This window comes from Nostoc sp., assembly GCF_036919575.1.
Lineage (GTDB): Bacteria > Cyanobacteriota > Cyanobacteriia > Cyanobacteriales > Nostocaceae > Nostoc.
Genome location: NZ_JBALBY010000007.1, coordinates 87,947 through 110,289 on the forward strand (window position 1 = coordinate 87,947; position 22,343 = coordinate 110,289).

Sequence of the window (22,343 nt, forward strand, 5' to 3'; positions counted from 1 at the left end):
GTGGGGAAGATGAGGGAGATGAGGGAGATGAGGGAGATGAGGGAGATGAACCAATGACAAATGACAAATGACAAATGACAAATGACAAATGACAAATGACAAATCTACAAATTTTTCTAGATATTGCTACGGAAGCGGCCTTAGCTGCTGGTACTATTTTGCAAGGTTACTTGGGTAAGTTAGAAGATGCAATTATTGAAAAAGGACGCCCTGGTGATTTAGTCACCGTTGCTGATAAAGCCTCAGAAGAGTTGATTTTAGAACTTTTGCGCCGCCATTTTCCCCAGCATTCTATCCTCGCTGAAGAATCAGGGAAATTAGGTAATCAAGAGAATGAATACCTCTGGGCAATAGATCCTCTAGATGGCACAACCAACTATGCCCATCAATACCCATTTTTTGCGGTTTCTATCGGGCTGTTAATTCATGGCGTTCCGCAAGTTGGTGTAATTTATGACCCATTTAACAATGAGCTATTCCGTGCGGCTACTGGCTTAGGAGCAACGCGAAACCGTCATCCCATCAAGGTTTCGGTAACATCGGAACTGAGTAAAAGCCTACTAGTGACAGGATTTGCCTACGATCGCCGCGAAACTTCTGATAACAACTACGCAGAATTTAGTCACCTCACCCATCTTACCCAAGGAGTCAGACGTAGCGGTTCCGCATCGCTAGATTTGGCCTATGTTGCCTGTGGACGTGTCGATGGTTACTGGGAACGAGGGCTTGCTCCTTGGGATATTGCCGCCGGGATAATTTTGGTACAAGAAGCTGGGGGCAAAGTCACCGCCTACGATGGCAATCCCGTCAAAATTGAATCAGGTAGAATTCTCGCAACAAATAGTTATATTCACGACTCTCTCAGTAACGAACTTTCACAAGTTCCGCCACTGTCAGCGTGGGTGTGAGGGGAGTGGGGAGTGGAGAGTGGAGAGTGGGGAGTGGGGAGTGGGGAGTGGGGGGAGATGAACTATTGATTATTGCCCAATGACTAATGACTAATGACTAATGACTAATGACTAATGACTGATCAAGCGAAGTAAACTAGAAAGAATCTAACTGCTCCTTTGGTGCAAGAGTTCTGTATGTCTTTCAAAATAGATCGTGGACTATTTAAATATGATTTCATAGATCATCACGCAATATTGTGCGTTCCAGTTGATGCAGATGTCAAAGAGATTCGCAAACGTTATCTCCAAATCGCCCGCCGTCTGCACCCGGACAGTAATCTTACTGAAAGTGCGGCTCAAAAACAGCTAGGGAACGAATTCTTATCAAAGCTAGTTAACCCGGCTTACGAAAAACTGACTAACGATCGCACTCGCACCGAATATATTATAATTTTGTCGCAAATTGGCAAGCGCCTAGTACAAGAGTCTACTTCGGTAACTCTAAACACTGACTTGGGTAAACAGTTAGCCCAAGCCCCGAATCTCGATCATTTCTATAAAAGTGCGATCGCTAAACTAGCCCAAACTCAATATGATTCTTTAGAGCAAGTGCTGCAAGTCATTGCCCAAGTTAGTGAGTTGAATTTAGTGTATTTAATGCGGAGTGCGGGCAAATCATCCACAGCGCCGCCGCCACATGCTCAACCCAAAGTTCAATCAGATACGCCTCATCCAGATACAGCAAAAAATACACCACCAGCACCAGCACCAGCGCCACCAAAAGAAGACTCGGTTATAGAACAATATGTTCGTCGCGCTCAATCTTTGATTGATAAAAACCAATTTGCCCAAGCCAAAGTAGAGTTGCAAGATGCCCTAAAGCTAGAACCTAAAAATAGTCGCTGCCATAGCTTAATTGCAATGGTGTATTTAAAGCAAAATCAGCTAAAAATGGCAAAAATCCACTTTGACAACGCTCTAAAATTAGACCCCCATGATGAAACGGCTCTGCAATGGAAACCTAAAATAGATAAAGCTTTAGGACAACAACATGGCGATCATAAGGTGACTTCATCCCCCAATAATAAAGATAAGCAACCAGATAAATCTGGTAGTGGCGGTTTGTTCGGTGGTTTGTTTGGTGGGAAGAAAAAATAATGGTGTATCAACCTGCATCGGGAGCCAGGGATTTATTGCCCTTGGATGTGGCGAAAAAACGCTGGATTGAAGATCGGTTACAGCAGGTGTTTCACCGTTGGGGATATCACAGGATTATCACCTCGACTTTAGAACGCATGGATACTCTGATGGCAGGGGAAGCAATCCAGCGCCAGATGGTGATTCAACTACAACAAAATGGCGAAGATGATGAGTTAGGGCTACGTCCAGAATTAACAGCATCTATTGCTCGCACCGTTGTGACTCGGATGGCAGATCTGCGTTATCCACAACGGTTATATTACAACGCCAATGTGTTTCGCCGCACTTGGGAAAGTAGACATAATCGCCAGCAAGAGTTTTATCAAGCTGGGGTGGAGTTATTGGGTGCTGGCGGATTGCTGGCGAATGCCGAAGTACTGCTGTTAATCGCAGATTGTTTGGCAGCACTGGGTTTGCGGGAATGGCATTTAATTTTAGGTGAGGCGGGAATTACCCGATCGCTTCTGAGTGCCTTTCCTGCTAATTTACAGGATAAAGTTCGCAGTGCGATCGCTCATCTTGACCGCATTACTATAGATACTTTACCTCTAAGTGACAAACTACGCGATCGCGCCCGAATCATCCTGGATTTGCGCGGCTCTAGTGCAGACGTGTTACAAAAAGTTAGTAGTTTGGATTTAGATGAAGAACAGCGAGAGGCAGTGAATAACCTCAAATCCCTAGTAGAATTACTAGAGTCAGAGAAAAAATTTCCGTTAATCCTCGACCTCAGCCTGATTCAGACCATAGATTACTACACCGGTATTGTATTTGAAGTTGTCAACGATACCGAATCCCAAGCCAGAGTTTTAGGGCGCGGTGGTCGCTATGACCAGCTTTTGGGGCTATATCATCCCCAAGGAGAAAATATCCCCGGAATTGGTTTTGGACTCAATATCGAAGATTTATACCAAGTTTTGTTGTCTACTCAGCAATTACCACAAGTAACCCCAGCGAGTAACTGGTTAGTAGTACCAGAGACGCCGAGTGCTAACACTGCGGCCTTTGCCTACGCGCAAAAACTCAGAGATTCTACTCATTTGGTGCGGGTAGAAATTGATTTGGGGGGAAGGGATGCAGACGCTATTCGCCAATATGCACGCGATCGCAGCATAGCCCAAATTGCTTGGATCAAAGCTGATGGCTCACCAACCATTGAATCATTGCGTTAGTGGCCAAACAGGGCAATTCAATTTTGGATTTTGGTGAAGCAGCGCGGTCTTGGGGGTTTCCCCCATGAGTGACTGCTGAACCCGAAGGGATTTTAGATTTTGGATTAAATTTCAATTCTTTAATCCAAAATCTAAAATCTAAAATTCTTACTCTCCCCACTCCCCACTCCCCTGCTAGGCTAGAAATAGCCGATACAGAAGAGAGGGAATCGAGAACATGCCGCATACGATTGTTACAGAAGTCTGTGAAGGTGTCGCTGACTGCGTAGGTGCTTGTCCAGTTGCTTGCATTCATGAAGGCCCAGGCAAAAATGTCAAGGGCACCGATTGGTACTGGATTGACTTTGCCACCTGCATAGACTGTGGTATATGTCTCCAAGTTTGCCCAGTAGAAGGGGCGATTCTTCCAGAAGAACGACCGGAGTTGCAAAAAACTCCGTAATAGTCCATAGTCAACAGTCAATAGTCAATAGCTATGTTTGACTTGACTGTTGACCAACGACAAATGACAAATGACCAATGACAAATGACTATTTACTAGATGTTCAAAATGTCCACGCTGGATACATCAAAGATGTAGATATCCTGCAAGGTGTGAATTTTCGGGTTGCACCAGGAGAATTGGTAACAGTGATTGGCCCCAACGGTGCTGGTAAATCTACCCTGGCAAAAGCAATTTTTGGGCTTTTGATCCCCCACACAGGCACAATTACCTTCAAAGGTGAAAATATCGTGGGGCTAAAGTCCAATCAAATCGTCCAACGAGGAATGTGCTACGTACCGCAAATCGCCAATGTGTTCCCCTCTCTCAGTGTTGAAGAGAACTTGGAGATGGGTGCTTTTGTGCTTAACGTTCCCCTGAAACCAATCAAAGATAAAATATTTACTATGTTCCCTAGATTAAGCGATCGCCGTCGTCAACGCGCTGGTACTCTCTCTGGAGGAGAACGCCAGATGCTAGCGATGGGCAAAGCTTTGATGTTGGAACCTAGTTTGCTGATTTTGGATGAACCATCTGCTGCTTTATCGCCCATCTTGGTGACACAAGTGTTTGAGCAGATTAAACAAATTAATCAGGCGGGTACTGCGATCGTACTAGTAGAACAAAATGCCCGTAAAGCTTTAGAGATGGCCAATCGTGGATATGTATTAGAGTCGGGACGTGATGCGATCTCCGGTCTTGGTGAAGAATTGTTGAATGACCCGAAAGTGGGTGAGCTATATCTGGGAGCAGGTAAGAGACATTAACCCTTTTGAATCACTCTTGCCCCATTCAACATTACACCAGTTTAAGATGGGAGCTTCACCAAGGGATAGCGATCGCTAGGTTGGGCAAAGCCTACGCTATCTATAACTAATACAAAAGCCATAACACTTCCTGCCACTGCCGCGACCGTCGTTTTCGATGCTCAAAGAATTCTCCCCAATAATCCTTGCGTTTCTAATCACATCTACAGCGAGTAGAAACATAAAACAGGACATTCATTCAGGAAAAAATCACCAAAACGTAAATTATTCGGATCTGCCAAAACCCTCATTCACAATTCTTAATTCTTAATTACGAACAGGTTAAAGTCCCTAGCGATTAGCGTAGGCATCGCCTGTTTTTCTCTTGCCCCTCATTGCATTTTTCGTCTAGTTTGTCAATGCGTAAGTTCTACTAGCAACTTTCCCTCCCTTGAATTCAAATTCAACATCACTTAAAAAATTCCCTTAATTAAAGCAAAAAGATTTACTATAAAAACACATTTTCAGGGTATTCACTGATGTAGTCCGCGATTTTACATGGTTAATATGTAGCAAATAATATAGTATCAGTTACTTAAGCTGCGGCTTTTGGCTGGGCTAACGCAAGAACAGCTTGCAATAACTTTCGGTGTGACATATACAACAATTAATCGTTGGGAAAATCGACGCTCTAAACTGTCGCCGCTAGCGATGGAGAAGATTGAGGGGATGTTGGAGAAGATGAAATATTATGAAAGTGCTTTTACCACAGGGAGTTGAAGTTCAAGGTTTTGAGAGAGAATTAAAAACAACTCTAGAGCAAGCACAACTTGCAGGTTATGCCCTTATGGGTTTTGCTTTTAGAGAGGCTCTCAGTTCAAAGCTTCACGAAATTGATGCTTTGGTGGTTATGGAGCCAGGAGTATTTGTATGTTTGGAGGCAAAAGGATATAAAGGTAAGTGGACAGGAAGCGCCAACGAAACATGGTTTTCTGATAATCAAGAAATTAAAGCAGTTGGCGGCAATCCATATATACAAGTTGAACGATACAGCCTAGTTATTAAAGATAAACTTCGGTCTTGTATATTTCAGGATATTAATTTTTGGGTTAATTATTTTGTTGTTGCTCCCGATCAAACACAATTTGAAATAAAAGATGCAGTTATTAATAGCTTTCAACATGGAAGGTCAGTGCAAATTTGTAATGTATCTAGAATAGAACAGGTCTTAGGCAGTATTAGAACTAGGGAAAATGTTGCTGCAAAATTCAATGAAGTTGGTATTAAAAAAATTATTAGCGAACTCACAGGAATCTCACTAGAAAAAATTGAAATACTTATTGGTCAGCCGACTGACTCTGGTACACAAATAGTTTCTACGCTACCAATACCTGTTGACCCACCGATAAAACGAGTTGGTAAACCACCTCCAATTGCTGTTGCTCCCCCGATAAAACTACATGATAATAAATATATTTATCCTTCTATAATCCTTACTTGCTTTGTAGTAGTAGGAGTAGGAATATTTGCGGTTTGGTATTATTTTAATCAAAGACCATGCGAAACCGCTACTGAAACAAGAGTAAATAGTATTTGTTATAAAGATATTACTAAAAAGCCTCTTGTTATAGGCATTATCACTTCACCTAACCAGTATTCAGAATTTAAAACATACTTAAAAAAACAACTCGGTTCTCAAGCCATAAATGTAGTAGTTGAAGGTAACTCTGAAATTACATATAAAGATGCTCAAAATAATATTTCTAAAAACAAATGGGATATCGTGTTTGCCAACTCACCCATGAATGGAATGCGAGCTAAAGATAATAATTACAAATGGTTAGCTCGAATGTATCCTAAGTATCCACTTACTTATGAATCAGTTTTATTTGTTAGGTCTGATAGTCGAATTAAGTCAATTGAAGATATTAAGTCTACAACAACTATCGCTCTTGGAGATTTAAATTCAGCTTCGAGCTTCTATATGCCTGCCTATAATTTATATGGAAAATCTATAACTGTAACGGCAGGACATAGAAGTAGTAAAATCCGAGAGCTAGTAGCTAATAAACAAGCAGATATAGGAGCAGTTGTATACACTACGGTCAAGGATGATCCACAATTCCGACTAATTCAAATTAGTAGAGAAATTCCAGGCACAGGAGTTTACTTATCTCCAAAATTAACTCCTACTATTCAAAAGCAGATTCAAAACATTTTAGAAAATGCACCTAAAAGAATTAAGAAACAGGCAAACTACGACAGAGGAGAAGAGCCAGACTATAAAGAATTTAGAACGATTGCATTAAGAGCAGATCAAGTTTTGTCTTGCGCTAATTTTAGTAGAAATCCTGTACAATTTTTTTGTAACGCAACATCTCAAGGGATTCTAGGACGGGTGGCTGGTTTGACCAAGCAGGGCAATGGAATGATTCGATTACGATTGGAACGAGAAAATCATCAAACCTGCCAAGTCTTTGTTTCTTCACAAACGCTGAACAAAATTATGGATGCTAGCTCACCAGAAATTATTAATAGAAAACAAGTCAATATTATTGGAGTAGAGCCAATAGAACTACAAGACGGCACTTGTGAACTAACAATTGAAAACCCTACTCAGCTAGTAGTATTACAACCTAAAGCTTAATGTTGCCTTAAGCGAAGCTGACACCAGGGGGCAAGATATAGCAGTCTGCTTTGATTTTTGTTCGCGCAGCCTGGCGTAGCCATAATTATTTGCGTAGACAGGGAGTAGAGACGCGATTAAATGATTTTAATTTGAATATTCCCAGGTATGTAGATACTTTTGAGGAAGAAGAAGAGATTAATATTGCCGCAGTTCAGCAGGAAATTGAAGGGCTAGAGGCGGAACTATCTGAGGTGCGAGTTAAGATGAGTGAATATCTCAAAGAATTGGATATTTATAGCTAAAGGAGAAAACTATGACTAGTGCGATCGCTTCTGATACGCCTTTGGCAAAATTATTACCTACAAACATAACCATATTGCAAGGCATTCACTGGGATACCTATCAGAATTTAGTGCGAGATTTGGAGTCACAACCAGGAACGCGACTGACTTATGATGATGGAACTTTGGAGATTATGATGCCGCTACCACCACACGAACGTTATAAACGATTATTGGGTCGTTTTGTTGAAGTTACTACAGAAGAGATAGGCATTGAAATTTTCAGTTTAGGTTCTACAACTTGGACACGAGAAGATTTACGCAAGGGTTTAGAAGCAGATGAGTGTTATTACATTCAAAATGAGTTAGCTGTACGCGGTAAAGATGTAATTGATTTGACAATTGATCCACCTCCAGATTTGGCGATTGAGGTTGATAGTACCAGCAGTTCGATGAATCGGATGGGGATTTATGCGGCGTTGGGTGTGCCAGAGGTATGGCGTTTTGATCGTGAAACTTTGACAATTTTGAGTTTAGTTAATAATGACTACCAACCTCGTGAAATATCGTTAGTGTTGCCGATTTTTGATGCTGCTGTATTGATGAAGTTTTTGGAATTAAGTTTAATAATGGGTGAAACAAGTTTAATTCGTCATGTGCGGGAATGGGTGAGGGAACAGTTAGCAAAATCATCAACAGTAGTGGAGGAACAATAATGAGCTTTTCAATTGAGCGCGTTTTAAATAAAATTGATCAATTAAAGAAGTCGGAAGTCGGAAGTCGGAAGTAAAGTTATTGTAAGGGGATTTGACCCCGACTCAAAACTTACCGATTATAGAACCGGGGGACTTAAACCCACGGAGTTTATTAAGTTTAGTGGAACAGATGCAGGTATTAGAGCATTTGGTGAAGCAGATTAAGCAATCTGTTACTTGATAAATTCCCCATGTTAGCTCAATTTCCTGATATGGGAAGAAAACGAGATGAACTCCAAACAGGACTACGCAGTTTACCCATTAAGCCCTATACTATATATTACACTCAGCTTACTGAATACTTGGAAATTGTAAGAATTTTTCATCAATTTAGAGACATACAAAATCAATTCTCCGATGATGATGCAGAAAGTTAAAGCAGCCTACCACAGATGACTTAAAGCACAAGACAATGAACCTATCCCCAAGTGACTGGCTAGAAAATATCATCTCCCAACTTCCTGCCCTTACTCTTCTGCAAAACATGGGCTATGAATATCTTACACCAAAAGAAGCATTAGCTAAACGTGGGGGAAAGCGATCGCGCATTGTCTTAGAAGAAATCTTCACAGCCCAACGCCACTTTGTTGCACGCGATCGCATTAATTGAGTGGTAACAAGCACAGATCAGTCGATAACCTGCAACTTGGGTTAACATCCAATTTATCTCCCTGGCTTACCTCACCCTCAATCCCTCTCCGATATATTGGAGAGGGAAGCTAGATACAGGATGAAGTTTTGTATTTTATCGAACAGAATTCAGGAGTCAGGAGTCAGGAGTCAGAATTCAGTTGGGTATTCTGAACGAAAAAGCGGATGAATAATCGGCGTTTTTGCACCCCCACCAAAAATTCTAGTTTTGTGGTCAACAAGAAAGTCGCGGGTCCCAATCCCCGACTGAAAGATTGGTGAATTCTGGATTCTGGATTCTGAATTCTTCTTCAATTAATTTACGTTCCTTAGCCAGGTGGATCATATTTATTTAACCTGTAGTTGCCTCGGTAAATCCCGCATTCATAATTCAAATCCTCTTCACAAAACAAAACCGTCCTGCCTGTAAAGGCTAGGGCGGTTTTATTCAGGTTCTTCTTTTAGCTCCTCTTTAAGTGACTTAAGGTCTTTAATCCTGGCTTCGATTCCAGCTATCTCATTAGCTTTTGGCTTGCGATCGCTTTCTGTTTAAAACTTGAGAATGAACGATAAATTGCCCTAGCGATCTAAAATGACACTGTTAATCGGCAAACAAAAAGCAATTAAGTTTAGTGTATGGTGCGTCAACACTCGATTTTTTCATTTGTTCTAGTATTATTGGCCACATTCCTCTTGAGTTGTGGCAGTCCTGGTGTCGCGGTGGCACCTCCAACTTACACGGCAACGCAACTTGAAAGAATTCAGGCTTATGTTCCTGAAATTCAGGCTGTGCGCGATCGCTCACAAGAGTTGAAAACTCTGATCCAAGAAGGTGATTGGATCAATGTGCGTAACTTTATACATGGTCCGGTAACAGAAGCAAGGCTGAACCTGACTTATGTCACTCCCAACCTTCTACCCAAAGACCAACCCACAGCACGTCAAATAACGCGAGATTTGTTTAACGACCTGGTTAAACTTGATAAAGCTACTAGTGCTGGCAATCCTCTAATTGCCTTGAGTAAATCCCAAGCTGCTTTCGCAGACATTGACAAATTCCTCCAGCTTCTTCCGAAAAGAGAAGAGAGTTAGGAGTTATGAGTTAGGAGTTATGAGTTAGGAGTTAGGAGTTAAGAGTTATAAATTTTTAACTCCTCACTCCTCACTTCAAGTACAAGTTATGAATGTAGTTATTATCGGTTGTGGTGTAATTGGGGCTGCGATCGCCTATGAACTGAGTCAAGTAAAAGGGCTAAAAATCACAGTTTGCGATCGGCAACCACCAGCACAAGCTTCCACGGGCGCTGCACTTGGCGTTTTGATGGGCGCAATCAGCCAAAAAGTCAAGGGCAAGGCTTGGCAGATGCGACATACTAGCATCCAACGCTATGAAACTTTGATTCCTGAACTAGAAGCTTTAACAGGTCGCAAAATCCCTTTTAATCGCCAGGGAATTCTCAGTCTTTATTTGGAAGAGGAGAATTTACCAGCATGGGAAAAGCTAGTAGAAATTCGCCACTCTCAAGGCTGGCATTTAGAAATCTGGGACACGGCTAAACTCCAGAATATCTGTCCTCAAGTTGATGTCTACGACGGGCTGCGCCTACACAAAAAAATTACTGGCGCTGTCTATTCTCCCCAAGACCGCCAGCTTGATCCAACTGCCCTGACATTAGCTTTAGTTGAGGCTGCCCAGCAAAATGGTGTGACTTTCAAATTTGGTGTGGCTGTTTTGGATGCCCCCAACTCAACACCTGAATCTTATCCTCAATTTTGTCAGCAACTTGAGACTACAGAAGGAAAAATAGCCGCAGATTGGTTTGTAATCGCCGCCGGGCTAGGTTCAACACCACTGACGGCAAAATTAAACCAGATGCTTGATATCCGCCCCGTACTTGGGCAAGCGTTGCAAATGCGTCTGGGTCATCCGTTAGGTAATGCCGACTTCCAGCCAGTGATAACGGGTAACGATGTGCATATTGTTCCTGTGGGCGGTGGAGATTATTGGGTAGGCGCAACAGTGGAATTTCCCAGCAATGGCGATGAGATACCACCAAATCGAGAATTGCTGGAATCTATTAGAGAACAAGCGATCGCATTTTGCCCAGAGTTAGCCACAGCAACGATTCTCCGCACTTGGTCGGGGTTACGTCCCCGTCCTGAAGGACGCCCAGCCCCAGTTATTGGTAAGTTACCAGGGTTTAGTAATGTCCTCCTCGCTACCGGACACTATCGCAACGGCGTTTTACTAGCACCCGCCACAGCTTATGCAATTCGTGAGATGATTATTTTTCAGGGAGTGGGGAATGGGGAGTGGGGAGTGGGGGGATGAGGGGGATGAGGGGGATGAGGGGGATGAGGGAGATGAGGGAGATGAGGGGGATGAGGGAGATGAGGGGGATGAGGGGGATGAGGGGGATGAGGGAGGAAGAATAACTCATGCAATGCCCAATGCCCCATGCCCAATACTTCGACTTCGCTCAGTACAAGTGCCCCATGCCCAATGCCCAATGCCCAATGCCAATATAGGAAAATAGCGTGTCAATAACAGAACATAAAATCAATGTAGATTCACTGGAATGGTTTTATCGGGAATCTTTACCAATCGGCAGAACTGACTTAGCGCCTGTGTTGTTGCTACACGGGTTAGTTTCACAAAGTTACAGTTGGCGTAATATTATACCTGCTTTAGCGAATCAGGGGACAAGAGCGATCGCTCCAGATTGGATTGGTTATGGCTTTTCTGCAAAACCAGAAAAACGAGATTTTGCTTACACTCCCGATGCTTTTATCACAGCTTTAGAAGGATTTATTAAAGCCCTAGAACTTGAACATTTTTCTTTAGTTGTCCAAGGCTTTTTAGGTTCTGTAGGACTACAATATGCTTTGCGTCATCCAGAACAAATTGCTAATTTAGCTATCTTAAATACACCAATTTCAACTGCTGCTAAATTACCCTGGAAAATTAAACAAATGGGTTTACCTTTGGCGGGTGAAGTGATCACCCAAGACCCACTTTTAGTTGACCGGACGCTAGAAGGTGGAAGCCGTTATCGCATCGGAGATAAAGACTTAGATATTTATCGAAAACCATTTTTGACAACTTCTGCATCTGGTCGAAGTCTCTTAGCAAGTATTCGCAATTTACAGCTTGATTCCGCAATGACAGAAATCCAATCTGGCTTTCAAGAATGGCCACAGCCAATTCTTATACAATGGGGCATGATTGACCCTTGGCTACCTGTAGACATTGCCGAAAATTTTGCAAATTCCGTACCAAATACCGAATTAATAAAACTTAATAACGTCGGACATTATCCTCAAGAACACTACCACGAGGTAATTTTGCAAGACCTTTTACCCTTTGTGCGTCGTAAAGATACTCATTGACAATATACCTTTGGCAAAAATCGATATTATAAAAATGAAACCAAGATTACCACAGAGAAATATCTATCATTTCTCTGTGGTAAAAAATAAATTCGGGATTTTTGCTAGATTTATAAATGTTATCCCCGCCGGCATTTGTGAACTTTTTATTACCATTAAAAAGGCATCACAACCACAAGTAAAGGCAATACTGCTCGGTTTTTGGTGCATAGTCATTTGAGATCCCCCTTAGTCCCCCTTAAAAAGGGGGAAAAATAAGGCATTTTTAGCCCCCCAATTTATCGGGGGGTTGGGGGGATCGACTCAAAACCTACGCAGTATTGCAAGTAAAGGAGATTAGAATTCATGGCTTATTCATGGTTTAAAGCATTTCATATTGTCGGATTTGTAGTTTGGTTCGCTGGTTTGTTCTATCTGGTACGTCTTTTTATCTATCACGTTGAAGCGAACCTTGAACCGGAACCAGCCCGAACGATACTGAAAAATCAGTATCAAATTATGGAAAAGCGGCTCTATCATATCATCACTAATCCAGGAATGTTTGTGACGATCGCAATGGCTATCGGTTTATTAAGCACTGAACCGGACATTTTAAAAGAGGGTTGGTTGCATATCAAGCTGCTGTTTGTTGCCATTTTAATTGGCTATCATCATTACTGCGCCCGGCTAATGAAGAAGTTAGCAGTAGATGAATGTGGCTGGAATAGTCAGCAATTACGTGCTTTAAATGAAGCACCCACAGTTATGTTAGTAGCGATCGTGCTGCTGGCTGTGTTTAAGAATAATCTACCTACAGATATCGCTGCCTGGGCTATTTTTGCCATGATTATTTTGATGGCAGTCACTATTCAACTTTACGCCAAAAAACGCAGGCAAGATAAAGAGAAGCTGACGGCACAGATAGGGCAACCACAAGAACAAAGTTAAGTAGGTCGGCGCAATTAAAGCTAACTGGTGAAGGCTGTCCTTTGTCATTGGTCATTGGTCATTAGTAAGGGGTTTAAGCCTATTTACGTTTCGTAATATACTTCGGTTTTTTCGCGCCAACTTACTTAGACAAATTCCTGTCTCACACAAAGTAGGGTAGCACAGATGTGCTAACCTACCACACTTGGATTACAACAATAACTCGTACCAATTAACCATTACCTCATGCTGGAAACGTCTTCGCTAAATCATCCCCAGGAATCACGGTAGCGTAGAAAACATATTTGCGATTAGCGAGATAGCGACGGTCTTGTTTAATAATCGCCATAAACTCTCTATGTCCTTCACGGCTACGTCCCACTAAACAACCTGCACTGGCATGGCCAATATCATTTCGGGGAAAATCAAAGCCGTAGTGTTGATTCACATAGAAATCATCACCTGTATCAAGTTTGTCGCCAGTCCGTTTAAAATCTTTGTTGAAATCTCTACAAACAGTTATATCTCCAACTTGCACTAATGCTTCGTGAGGCTCTGCTGTGCCGTGGATGCCAACAGCCCAAGCTTTGTATTGTCCAAACTGAATCCTAGCTGCTCCTTTGGGATTCATCGGATTATAAGTGTAGTAGTTCCCTGGTTCTGTAGTCGCTTCCCAGTGATCTACGATTTTGGGAACACCATTTACTACTTCAATGACAATCCGCCGATCATTAAATTCATTGGGTGTATCACTATTGAGAGTCCAGTCTCTATTTATACCCTCTATATAAACAATGTTGTATTCTTTTGGATTGGTGAATACCTGATACTCTTTAGATTGCAAGTATTTGACAATCCTGCTGGCAATGTCATTACCAAGTTTTAAGGGGGGTTTAGGAAGCTCATCTGGTTTGGTTTCAATTAGTTTCTTGGCTGTGACTGCTCCTAAAAAGTCATTTTCTCCAGTCTTGGTTAATTCTTGAAATTTTTTGATAGATATCACAGAAACAGGGCCAAATTTCCCATCAGATGGAGGTTCTAGCAAACCTAAGTTGATTAATAGTGTCTGAACCTGACGAGCCAAGTCTGCATCTTTAGCGATCGCCTCAAATCCCCATTTCTCATCTTTTCCTAAGAAATCTTGCAGTTTCATTATGCACCTACCTTCATTTGCTTCCTTCTAAGTATAAACATCATTTTGAAGATTGATGCTGTTTGAAATAATACTCTCGTATAAAGTATGATGTCAAAATTTTTACTATTAATTTATGATTCAGCACACAAAAATTCACAGAAATACCCCACCCTAACCCTCCCCTTATAAAGGGGAGGGAACTAAATTTCCTGTTTCCCCCCTTTATAAGGGAACTAAATTTCCTGTTTCCCCCCTTTATGAGGGAACTAAATTTCCTGTTTCCCCCCTTTATGAGGGAACTAAATTTCCTGTTTCCCCCCTTTATGAGGGAACTAAATTTCCTGTTTCCCCCTTTATGAGGGAACTAAATTTCCTGTTTTCCCCCTTTATGAGGGAACTAAATTTCCTGTTTCCCCCCTTTATAAGGGGGGATTAAGGGGGGTAATGTAGCCTCGCTTGCGGCGAGGGGTTCTTGTACCTCACAAGGACTGAGAACTACTATAAGTATAAAATTTTACTGAAATATAGTTCACACATCTGATCGGCTGATATATCTGCTGAATGCTGACACAAATGGAATCTTTGTGTTAAAACTTGGCAGACCAATTTGATACATAGTGTTGGAGTGGGTGAATCAGATTTTGGGAATAATCCTCATAGTGTTTGAAAGCATCGTTTTGGTTAGGTTCGCACGATGAGAGCGCGATTTATTTATTGCTGTTTATCTATTGCATTTTGCGGCATTTTGTGGATTTGTTTGGCATTAATTCCAGCCCAGGCAATGCCCACAGAGTCTATTGATACTCTGCGACAACAGCAGCAACAAATGAACCAGCAGCATGAGAGTGGGGCTAACGATCGCGATCGCTTAACAAATATCCAACAAGAGGCGCAAAAACACCTGACTGGTTTAAAGCAAAATCTGCAAACCACAGATAGCTATATTCAAGAGAGCGAATTGCAATTACAACAAGCTACTCAACGCCTGCAACAGTTGGAAACTGATTTAGCTGTAGCGGAACGTGACTATGAAGCTCGTCAAATAGTAACAGTAGCACGATTGCGTTATCTCCAGCGATCGCCAGCATCTGTTGGATGGGCAGTTTTGCTCCAAAGTGAAAATATTAGCGATTTTATCAGCCGTCGTTATCAGTTGAAGTTAGTGTATCAGGCAGACCAACAAATTTTGGTGAAACTCAACGCCCAAGCAAATCTGCTCAATAAACAAAAAACGGAAGTTGAACAGCAAAAAAATGAAATCGCCTTGATGCGTGAGCAACTATTGGCACAAAAAACCGATTATCAAACTCAGGCGCAGTCACAATCAGAATTGATTCAACGCCTCAATAGCGATCGCCTCGCCTTGGAAGCAGCGCAAAACCAGCTAGAGAGGGAATCCCAAAATCTGGAAGTCTTGATTCAACAAAAGGTAGCAGAAGCCAAAGCAACAGAAGAGGCGCAAGCAAAAACCAACAGCCGTACAAGTTTCATCATTCGGGGAACTGGTGTAATGGTATATCCTAGTGATGCTCCTACTAGCAGTCCCTTCGGCTGGCGAATGCACCCAATCCTCGGCTATCGTCGCTTTCATGCCGGGTTGGATTTTGCCGCTAGCTATGGCAGTACAATTCGGGCAGCCGATTCGGGAATAGTGATTTTTGCTGGGTGGTATGGTGGTTATGGCAGAGCGGTAATTATCGATCACGGCAAAGGCATTACGACATTGTACGGACATACCAGCGAATTGTATGTAACCGAAGGTGAAGCTGTTGAACGCGGACAAGCGATCGCTGCTGTCGGTTCCACAGGTTTATCAACTGGGCCTCACCTCCACTTTGAAGTTCGTCGAGATGGTACACCCGTGAACCCAGCTAATTATCTTTAAGCGATCGCCAATTCGGGGATATTTTTATGAAAATCTGTATTGTTGGCGCGGGTGCGATTGGTGGATATTTAGGGGCAAAACTGACACTAGCAGGTGAAGCCGTGACGCTGATTGCGCGTGGTTCTCATTTGGAGGCAATTAAAACAAATGGGCTGAAGTTGCTTATGGCAGACGGTTCTAGCCAAATTGCTAGTCCATCTTTGGCAACTAGCGATATTCAGAAAGCAGGGCGACAAGATGTAGTAATTTTAACTGTAAAGGCTCAGAGTTTGTCTGCGATCGCACCCTCTCTCCCTGCACTCTATGATGCTCACACAATGGTGGTGACAGCCCAAAATGGTGTTCCTTGGTGGTACTTTCGTCAGCATGGCGGTGAATATGAAGGTACACGCATTCAATCTGTTGACCCAGATGGGATTATTGAAGCTAATATCGGTGCCCAACGCGCCATCGGTTGTGTTGTTTACCCAGCAACTGAGATAATTGAACCAGGTGTAATCAAACATATTGAAGGCGATCGCTTTACTCTCGGTGAAATCGACGGCACTAAAACAGAACGCATCCAATTATTAGCACAGACTTTAAAACAGGCAGGATTCAAAGCACCAATCCGCAATCAAATTCGCACGGAAATTTGGATCAAGTTGTGGGGTAATGTCGCATTTAATCCCATCAGTGCGCTGACTGGTGCTACTCTAGAAGGTATTTGTCGCTATCCCCTGACTCGTGAATTAGCGCGGCAAATGATGACTGAAACTCAGGCGATCGCGGAAAACTTAGGTATAAAGTTTGGCATTAGTTTGGAACAGCGAATTAATGGGGCAGAAAATGTTGGTGCCCATAAAACCTCAATGCTACAAGATATTGAAGCCGGACGCGCTACGGAGATAGACGCTATTGTTGGCGCGGTGGCAGAATTGGGAAAACTCACTCAAATTCCCACACCTTATATTGATGCTATTTATGCCAGTGTTAAGTTGTTGGAAGCGACTAAAGTAAGAATTTGACGAACCACAGAGGCGCAGAGAACACAGAGAGAGGAGAAATAGAGAGGATTTTTGCGTCAGCTTTGGGATATTTTTTTATTTGGAAGTCTCTTAAGCTGCAATACGCTTGGGTTAAGGCTAAAACTCTTTGTCAAAATCAATTTTTTTAACGAACCGCAAAGGACGCAAAGGACGCAAAGGAAGAGAAGGAAGAGAAGGAATAAGTAAGTGGGTCAAATTAAATATAAGACCTCACTCTGCCTCCGGCTTCTCTCTCCTTACCAAGGAGAGGGATTGAGGGTGAGGTTTTATCTTATATTTAATTGTGTCTTCCTACTTAAATGCTTAACTGAAGTGTATTGCTTTAAGGTGCGGAATGTAAATTATATAATTATCAAGTTTATGAAGAAAAAAAAAGTATGGCTATTAACAATACTGTTTGTAGCAGTAGTAGGAATCAGCATCATTACAGGAGATAGCAATTATCTAAAAGCTGCCTCATCTTTAGGTAAAGACACGCTGACGATGATTACTTCCCCAGATTATCCTCCTTATGAGTTTTATGATACTAAAGGAGGCGATGTCTACGACGGGCTACGCCTACGCCAAATCGTTGGCTTTGATATAGATATTGCCAAGACCCTTGCTCAAAAACTAGGGTTTAAACTTCAGATCATGGAATCCGATTTTAATGGATTAATTCCTGCACTCCAAGCAAATCGGGCTGACTTTGTAATGGCTGGGATGACTCCAACTCCAGAACGTCAGAAAAATATTGATTTTTCAATTATTTATTACGAAGCTAAAGATACGATTGTCGCCCCTAAAGGTAGCAACCTGAAGCAGCCCAAAGACTTATCAGGAAAAAAGGTTGGGGTACAACTAGGAACGATACAGGAACAAAATGCTCAGAAAATTGCTCAAAAAGTTGCGGGTATTCAGCTAAAGCAACTCAACAAAGTGCCGGAAGTAGTTCAGGAAATCAAATCTGGGCGAATTGATGCAGCAATTGTTGAAGATACTGTCGCTAAGGGATTCGCCCAAGCTAACCCAGATTTAGAGTTTAATATTATTCCCTCAGAGGAGGCAAGTGGATCAGCGATCGCTTTTCCTAAAGGTTCTTCTTTAGCAGAACCGTTTAACAAAGTCCTTCAGCAAATGAAGGACAATGGCACATTAGCTAAATTGGTAGCCAAGTGGTTTTCACAGAACATTACCGCCAATCCTGCATCCTCAACTCCTGCTAAAGGCGGATTGAATCTTGACTTCACCCGAATTCTTCCTGACATTCCCTTTATTCTTCGGGGAATCCCTTTAACTTTATTGTTTACGCTATTATCTGTATCCTTGGGGTTAATCTGGGGAACAATACTGTCTCTATTAAAAATTATCGGCATCAAGCCGCTTACCTGGGTTGCTAACGCCTACACCTCTGTTTTCCGAGGCACACCTTTATTATTACAGTTGGCGTTGGTTTACTACGCAACACCCCAGCTTACAGGCTATGACATTTCCGCATTGGAGGCAGGGGTGCTAACTTTTACCCTGAATTCTGGCGCTTATATGTCGGAAACCATCAGAGGTGGAATTCAGGCGGTGGATAAAGGGCAAAGTGAAGCGGCGATGTCTATGGGTGTTCCCTATTGGTTGATGATGTGGGATGTGATTTTTCCCCAAGCATTGAAGAACATTCTCCCCGCATTGGTGAATGAAACTATCGGATTGCTCAAAGATTCCGCACTGGTGTCAACGATTGGGGTAGTGGAAATATTACGCAGCGCCCAAATCGTTGGTGCAAACAAGTATATTTATTTTGAACCACTGCTATTTGCAGGGTTAATCTACTATGTTTTGGTAATGGGTATGACTTTGGGTGCATCCGCTTTAGAAAGGAGGTTACGGCAAAGTGAGTAATGTAGTAATTCGCACGGAATTCTTATGTAAATCCTTTGGCAAACTCGACGTACTCAAAGATATTTCCACTGAGTTTTATCAGGGCGAAGTGGTTGCCATATTAGGCCCTTCTGGTTCAGGTAAGTCTACCTTTCTGCGATGCATAAACTTGCTAGAACAACCCACCAGAGGAAGAATCTACTTTCACGACCAAGAAATCACTAATCCCAAGGTAAACATTGCTAAGGTGCGCCAACATTTGGTGATGGTATTTCAACATTTTAATTTGTTTCCCCACATGAGTGTGCTGCAAAATGTCACCTACGCACCCATAAAGGTGAAAGGAATAAACAAGCAAAAAGCAGAAGAACAAGGGTTAGAATTGCTTGCTAAGGTAGGTTTAGAGCCAAAAGCGTCTGTCTATCCGTCCAAACTATCTGGGGGACAGAAACAGCGAGTAGCGATCGCTCGTGCATTAGCAATGGAACCAGAGATGATTTTGTTTGATGAACCCACCTCTGCACTAGATCCAGAAATGGTTAAAGATGTGCTGGAAGTGATCAAAGCTTTAGCGCTATCTGGAATCACAATGGCGATCGTTACCCATGAAATGGGCTTTGCTAGAGTTGTTGCCAATCGGATTATGTTCCTCGACCAGGGAAGTTTAGCAGAAGATACTACTCCTAGTGAGTTTTTCCAAAATCCTCAGTGCGATCGCGCCAAGCAGTTCTTAGAAAAAATGCTTTAGAAATTGATTTAGTTATCCCTACTTTCTCAACCGAAAGCGCACCGGCATTCTATCCGGCGGATAAATCAAAAGGTTCTGCTGTAACTGTTCCAGAGATGATCGACCGTTGACCAACTCCCAGTCAAAGTAGTAAAGCAGTAGTGCCAGCATCATCGTTGCTTCCAGCATTGATAAATGCTCTCCCAAGCAACGATGAGAACCTGAGCCAAAGTCTATCATTGGAAGTACGGTACTTTCCTTATTCTTCTCTAACCAACGCTCTGGCAGAAATTCATCGGGATGAGAATAGACTTCTGGATCTCGTCCAGCAGCAAGCATTGACCAGTATATTTTCGTGCCACGAGGAATAACCGTACCCTCGATCAGAATGTCACGTTGAGCCTCCAATGAAGTCGAGCCAGAGGCGACTGAATAAAGGCGCAAAGTTTCCTTGATAATAGCGCGGATGTAATTCAATTCCTTAAGGCTTTCTGAATTAATACCGCCTTGACTTTCCCAAGCTTGGTCAACAACGGCCTGTGCTTGCTGAAAAACCCTTTGATTTAAGGTCAACTCTGCTATTGCAAAGGATAAAGTATGAGCCGTCGTATCAGTACCAGCTATTAAAAGTTCAATAGCTTCTGCTACCAGTGTTTTCCGATTGTATTTTGGTTCTTTGGCAGCTATTTTCACTAACATTGATTCCTGGAACAAAGGACTTACCTGTGTTAAATCGGTCTGATTTTGTTCTCTCATCTGTAAAGCTAAGTCTACACGGGGAGTAATAAACTCCTCTAAATATCGCCTTGCTGCCCAATAATCTCGTGAGTTCTTAGTTGGCAGATATTTCATCCATATCTTCTCGCCAGTAGCTACCCGTAGGAACCGATAGCTTACAATACACATCGCCTCGTACACTTTGAGGACATCAAGGGGTTGTCCTTCTTGACTAGCAATGTTTTTATCCACCGGAATGCCCAGTACTAAACAGGAAATCACCCTCATTGTTAGCTCTACAAACAGAGGATCTACCTGAACTTCTTTTGGTGAGGCAGCGGACTGAATTTTCTCAATTACTTGTTCGCAAGCTTGGCTAATAATTTCCACATATTTGGAGAGACCGCTAGAACTGAATTCAGGGTTCCAAGCTTTGCGTCTGTACTGCCACTCACTTCCACTTTGACCGAAAAGAATCGGCCCACTAATGTCGTTCCAAGCTTTGCTCGCTCGCTGTGACCTAATTAGGCTACCATCTCTCATGCCATTAACAATGGTGTCTTCGATAACTTTTGGCTTACTCAAAATGAGAATTGGATTGCCAGTCCAGTAAACATACATTGGGCCTAGCTGCTGGCTCCAATCAAACAATAATTGGAAGAATTTCTTCTCTTTCACTGCTGCTAATACTTGAGGAATATTTCCTAATAGCCAGTGTCTCTTAGGAGAGGGAAGGGACTGTAGAGATTTGTAAGTGTTCTTTTGTTTCCACCAGCGCCAACCAAATATTCCCACTGTGCTAGTAATGCCTAAGACTGTAACTAAATATGGAAATGAGTCAGAAAAAGCAATTTGAGCGGCAATCTCTTGGAACATGAATCCGCCTTTGTCCAACAAAACTTAGGTTATTCAGATACTACCGTATTGTTTCCAGATTCGTTCAGCGCGGTTCTCAGTTGAGTGGTTTCTAAAGAAAATCTAAAGGTAGCAAATAGCGATCGCCTGGAAACAGGATAATGCAGCTGAACTGGCCAATCCTTCCCATTCAACCTAGAACTATGGCATCTACACCGAAAATCCTCGCCTTTGCTGGCAGCACCCGGATTGATTCTTACAACAAAAAATTGGTAAAAATTGCGGCGGCTGGTGCTAAGGCAGCAGGTGCAGAAGTGACTTATCTCGACCTCCGCGATTTGCCTTTACCTCTGTTTGATGAAGATTTGGAAGCTCAAGAAGGACTACCTGCTAACGCCCGTACTTTCAAGGAGTTGTTAATTTCTCATCAAGGATTGCTGATTGCTTCGCCGGAATATAATAGTTCGATCACAGCAGTTTTGAAGAACGCCATTGACTGGGCATCCCGTCCAGCCCCAAACGAAGCATCATTGGCTGCTTTTGCAGGTAAAGTTGCTACCATTATGAGCGCTTCCCCAGGCGCTATTGGCGGTTTACGCGGGTTGGTTCACCTGCGGTCTATCTTGGGAAACATCAAAGTTTTAGTACTTCCCGACCAGGTAGCCGTACCCAAAGCTTACGAAGCCTTTAACGCCGATGGCACATTAAAAGATCCTAAACAGCAAGAATCTATTGAAAAGCTAGGCGATGGCTTAACAAAGATATTGCTGAAGCTTAATTAAACTCTTGAGGTGTTCAGTAGATAACGAACACCTGTAATTAAACACAGATTTTGGGGTATGAAAGCGTGGCTACTACCTCTCGTTACCTTCACCTTCGGCCTATCATTAGGAGTTAACGATGATCACAAAAAGAAAACCTAGACATCCTGGCGGATTACAGCAGAAATCATGTATTTGAACCACATCTGTCGTAGGGGCACAGCAATGCTCATTGGTGTCAACTTAAGACGATAAAGCCCATATTTGTTGGGTGTAAGCGTCAATCTCTCGATGACGCTTACGC

24 protein-coding genes are annotated in these 22,343 nt (G+C 42.5%); 22 read left to right on the forward strand and 2 right to left on the reverse strand.

Going from position 1 to position 22,343, the window contains the following annotated elements; translation table 11 throughout:
- Window positions 1-95: 95 nt before the first annotated feature.
- The 17 genes from V7K27_RS02900 (at window position 96) to hemJ (ending at window position 13,101) form a co-directional block, all read left to right on the forward strand.
- Window positions 96-908: an inositol monophosphatase family protein gene (locus tag V7K27_RS02900; RefSeq protein ID WP_334944107.1), complete on the forward strand. Its 813-nt coding sequence runs from the start codon at window positions 96-98 to the stop codon at window positions 906-908.
- 177 nt (window positions 909-1,085) lie between these two features.
- Window positions 1,086-2,048 carry a J domain-containing protein gene (locus tag V7K27_RS02905; RefSeq protein WP_334944109.1) on the forward strand — a complete coding sequence of 321 codons (963 nt, stop codon included), beginning with the start codon at window positions 1,086-1,088 and terminating at the stop codon, window positions 2,046-2,048.
- Window positions 2,048-3,262, forward strand: a complete 1,215-nt coding sequence (locus tag V7K27_RS02910; protein ID WP_334944111.1) for an ATP phosphoribosyltransferase regulatory subunit — start codon at window positions 2,048-2,050, stop codon at window positions 3,260-3,262. The genes V7K27_RS02905 and V7K27_RS02910 overlap by 1 nt, the downstream gene beginning before the upstream one ends.
- A gap of 217 nt (window positions 3,263-3,479) precedes the next feature.
- Complete coding sequence (locus V7K27_RS02915) at window positions 3,480-3,704, forward strand: indolepyruvate ferredoxin oxidoreductase subunit alpha (protein WP_334944113.1); 225 nt, start codon at window positions 3,480-3,482, stop codon at window positions 3,702-3,704.
- A gap of 77 nt (window positions 3,705-3,781) precedes the next feature.
- Window positions 3,782-4,510, forward strand: a complete 729-nt coding sequence (locus V7K27_RS02920; RefSeq protein WP_334944115.1) for an ABC transporter ATP-binding protein — start codon at window positions 3,782-3,784, stop codon at window positions 4,508-4,510.
- 579 nt (window positions 4,511-5,089) lie between these two features.
- Entirely contained in the window at window positions 5,090-5,269 is a 180-nt protein-coding gene (locus tag V7K27_RS02925) for a helix-turn-helix transcriptional regulator (RefSeq protein WP_334944167.1), read from the forward strand.
- Complete coding sequence (locus V7K27_RS02930; RefSeq protein WP_334944117.1) at window positions 5,241-7,136, forward strand: PhnD/SsuA/transferrin family substrate-binding protein; 1,896 nt, start codon at window positions 5,241-5,243, stop codon at window positions 7,134-7,136. Before V7K27_RS02925 ends, V7K27_RS02930 begins: the two co-directional genes overlap by 29 nt.
- Before the next feature lie 50 nt (window positions 7,137-7,186).
- Window positions 7,187-7,420 carry a hypothetical protein gene (locus V7K27_RS02935; RefSeq protein WP_334944119.1) on the forward strand — a complete coding sequence of 78 codons (234 nt, stop codon included), beginning with the start codon at window positions 7,187-7,189 and terminating at the stop codon, window positions 7,418-7,420.
- Between the two features lie 11 nt (window positions 7,421-7,431).
- Window positions 7,432-8,115, forward strand: coding sequence for a Uma2 family endonuclease (locus tag V7K27_RS02940; protein WP_334944121.1), 684 nt, complete (start codon window positions 7,432-7,434; stop codon window positions 8,113-8,115).
- Between the two features lie 209 nt (window positions 8,116-8,324).
- The gene (locus V7K27_RS02945) at window positions 8,325-8,531 is read left to right on the forward strand and encodes a type II toxin-antitoxin system RelE/ParE family toxin (protein ID WP_442947584.1); all 207 of its coding nucleotides are present in this window, start codon (window positions 8,325-8,327) and stop codon (window positions 8,529-8,531) included.
- A 35-nt stretch (window positions 8,532-8,566) separates the two neighbouring features.
- The gene (locus tag V7K27_RS02950; RefSeq protein ID WP_334944123.1) at window positions 8,567-8,764 is read left to right on the forward strand and encodes a hypothetical protein; all 198 of its coding nucleotides are present in this window, start codon (window positions 8,567-8,569) and stop codon (window positions 8,762-8,764) included.
- Window positions 8,765-9,420: 656 nt separating this feature from the next.
- Entirely contained in the window at window positions 9,421-9,876 is a 456-nt protein-coding gene (gene psbQ, locus V7K27_RS02955) for a photosystem II protein PsbQ (RefSeq protein ID WP_334944124.1), read from the forward strand.
- Between the two features lie 88 nt (window positions 9,877-9,964).
- Complete coding sequence (locus tag V7K27_RS02960) at window positions 9,965-11,116, forward strand: NAD(P)/FAD-dependent oxidoreductase (protein ID WP_334944126.1); 1,152 nt, start codon at window positions 9,965-9,967, stop codon at window positions 11,114-11,116.
- Window positions 11,091-11,321: a hypothetical protein gene (locus V7K27_RS02965; protein ID WP_334944128.1), complete on the forward strand. Its 231-nt coding sequence runs from the start codon at window positions 11,091-11,093 to the stop codon at window positions 11,319-11,321. Before V7K27_RS02960 ends, V7K27_RS02965 begins: the two co-directional genes overlap by 26 nt.
- Window position 11,322: 1 nt before the next feature.
- The gene (locus tag V7K27_RS02970) at window positions 11,323-12,174 is read left to right on the forward strand and encodes an alpha/beta fold hydrolase (protein ID WP_334944130.1); all 852 of its coding nucleotides are present in this window, start codon (window positions 11,323-11,325) and stop codon (window positions 12,172-12,174) included.
- A 10-nt stretch (window positions 12,175-12,184) separates the two neighbouring features.
- Window positions 12,185-12,394, forward strand: a complete 210-nt coding sequence (locus V7K27_RS02975) for a hypothetical protein (RefSeq protein ID WP_334944132.1) — start codon at window positions 12,185-12,187, stop codon at window positions 12,392-12,394.
- A gap of 125 nt (window positions 12,395-12,519) precedes the next feature.
- Window positions 12,520-13,101 (forward strand): protoporphyrinogen oxidase HemJ, encoded by a 582-nt coding sequence (gene hemJ / locus V7K27_RS02980; RefSeq protein ID WP_334944134.1) that lies wholly within the window; start codon window positions 12,520-12,522, stop codon window positions 13,099-13,101.
- A 223-nt stretch (window positions 13,102-13,324) separates the two neighbouring features.
- On the opposite strand, the gene V7K27_RS02985 is transcribed toward hemJ, so the two are convergent.
- Window positions 13,325-14,233, reverse strand: coding sequence for a peptidoglycan-binding domain-containing protein (locus tag V7K27_RS02985; RefSeq protein ID WP_334944136.1), 909 nt, complete (start codon window positions 14,231-14,233; stop codon window positions 13,325-13,327).
- Between the two features lie 676 nt (window positions 14,234-14,909).
- Between V7K27_RS02985 and V7K27_RS02990 the strand changes: the two genes are divergently transcribed.
- The 4 genes from V7K27_RS02990 to V7K27_RS03005 all read left to right on the forward strand — a co-directional run bounded on the left by V7K27_RS02990 (window position 14,910) and on the right by V7K27_RS03005 (window position 19,727).
- On the forward strand, window positions 14,910-16,100 hold the full coding sequence (locus V7K27_RS02990) for a murein hydrolase activator EnvC family protein (protein ID WP_334944138.1): 1,191 nt from the start codon (window positions 14,910-14,912) through the stop codon (window positions 16,098-16,100).
- 26 nt (window positions 16,101-16,126) lie between these two features.
- Window positions 16,127-17,107: a 2-dehydropantoate 2-reductase gene (locus V7K27_RS02995; RefSeq protein WP_334944140.1), complete on the forward strand. Its 981-nt coding sequence runs from the start codon at window positions 16,127-16,129 to the stop codon at window positions 17,105-17,107.
- 381 nt (window positions 17,108-17,488) lie between these two features.
- Window positions 17,489-19,000 carry an ABC transporter permease subunit gene (locus V7K27_RS03000; RefSeq protein WP_334944142.1) on the forward strand — a complete coding sequence of 504 codons (1,512 nt, stop codon included), beginning with the start codon at window positions 17,489-17,491 and terminating at the stop codon, window positions 18,998-19,000.
- Window positions 18,993-19,727, forward strand: coding sequence for an amino acid ABC transporter ATP-binding protein (locus V7K27_RS03005; protein ID WP_334944145.1), 735 nt, complete (start codon window positions 18,993-18,995; stop codon window positions 19,725-19,727). The genes V7K27_RS03000 and V7K27_RS03005 overlap by 8 nt, the downstream gene beginning before the upstream one ends.
- Window positions 19,728-19,745: 18 nt before the next feature.
- Here V7K27_RS03005 and V7K27_RS03010 read toward each other — a convergent pair whose 3' ends face one another.
- Window positions 19,746-21,299: a cytochrome P450 gene (locus tag V7K27_RS03010; RefSeq protein WP_334944147.1), complete on the reverse strand. Its 1,554-nt coding sequence runs from the start codon at window positions 21,297-21,299 to the stop codon at window positions 19,746-19,748.
- Between the two features lie 182 nt (window positions 21,300-21,481).
- On the opposite strand from V7K27_RS03010, the gene V7K27_RS03015 reads away from it, so the two are divergent.
- Entirely contained in the window at window positions 21,482-22,060 is a 579-nt protein-coding gene (locus V7K27_RS03015) for an NADPH-dependent FMN reductase (protein WP_334944149.1), read from the forward strand.
- Window positions 22,061-22,343 lie beyond the last annotated feature (283 nt).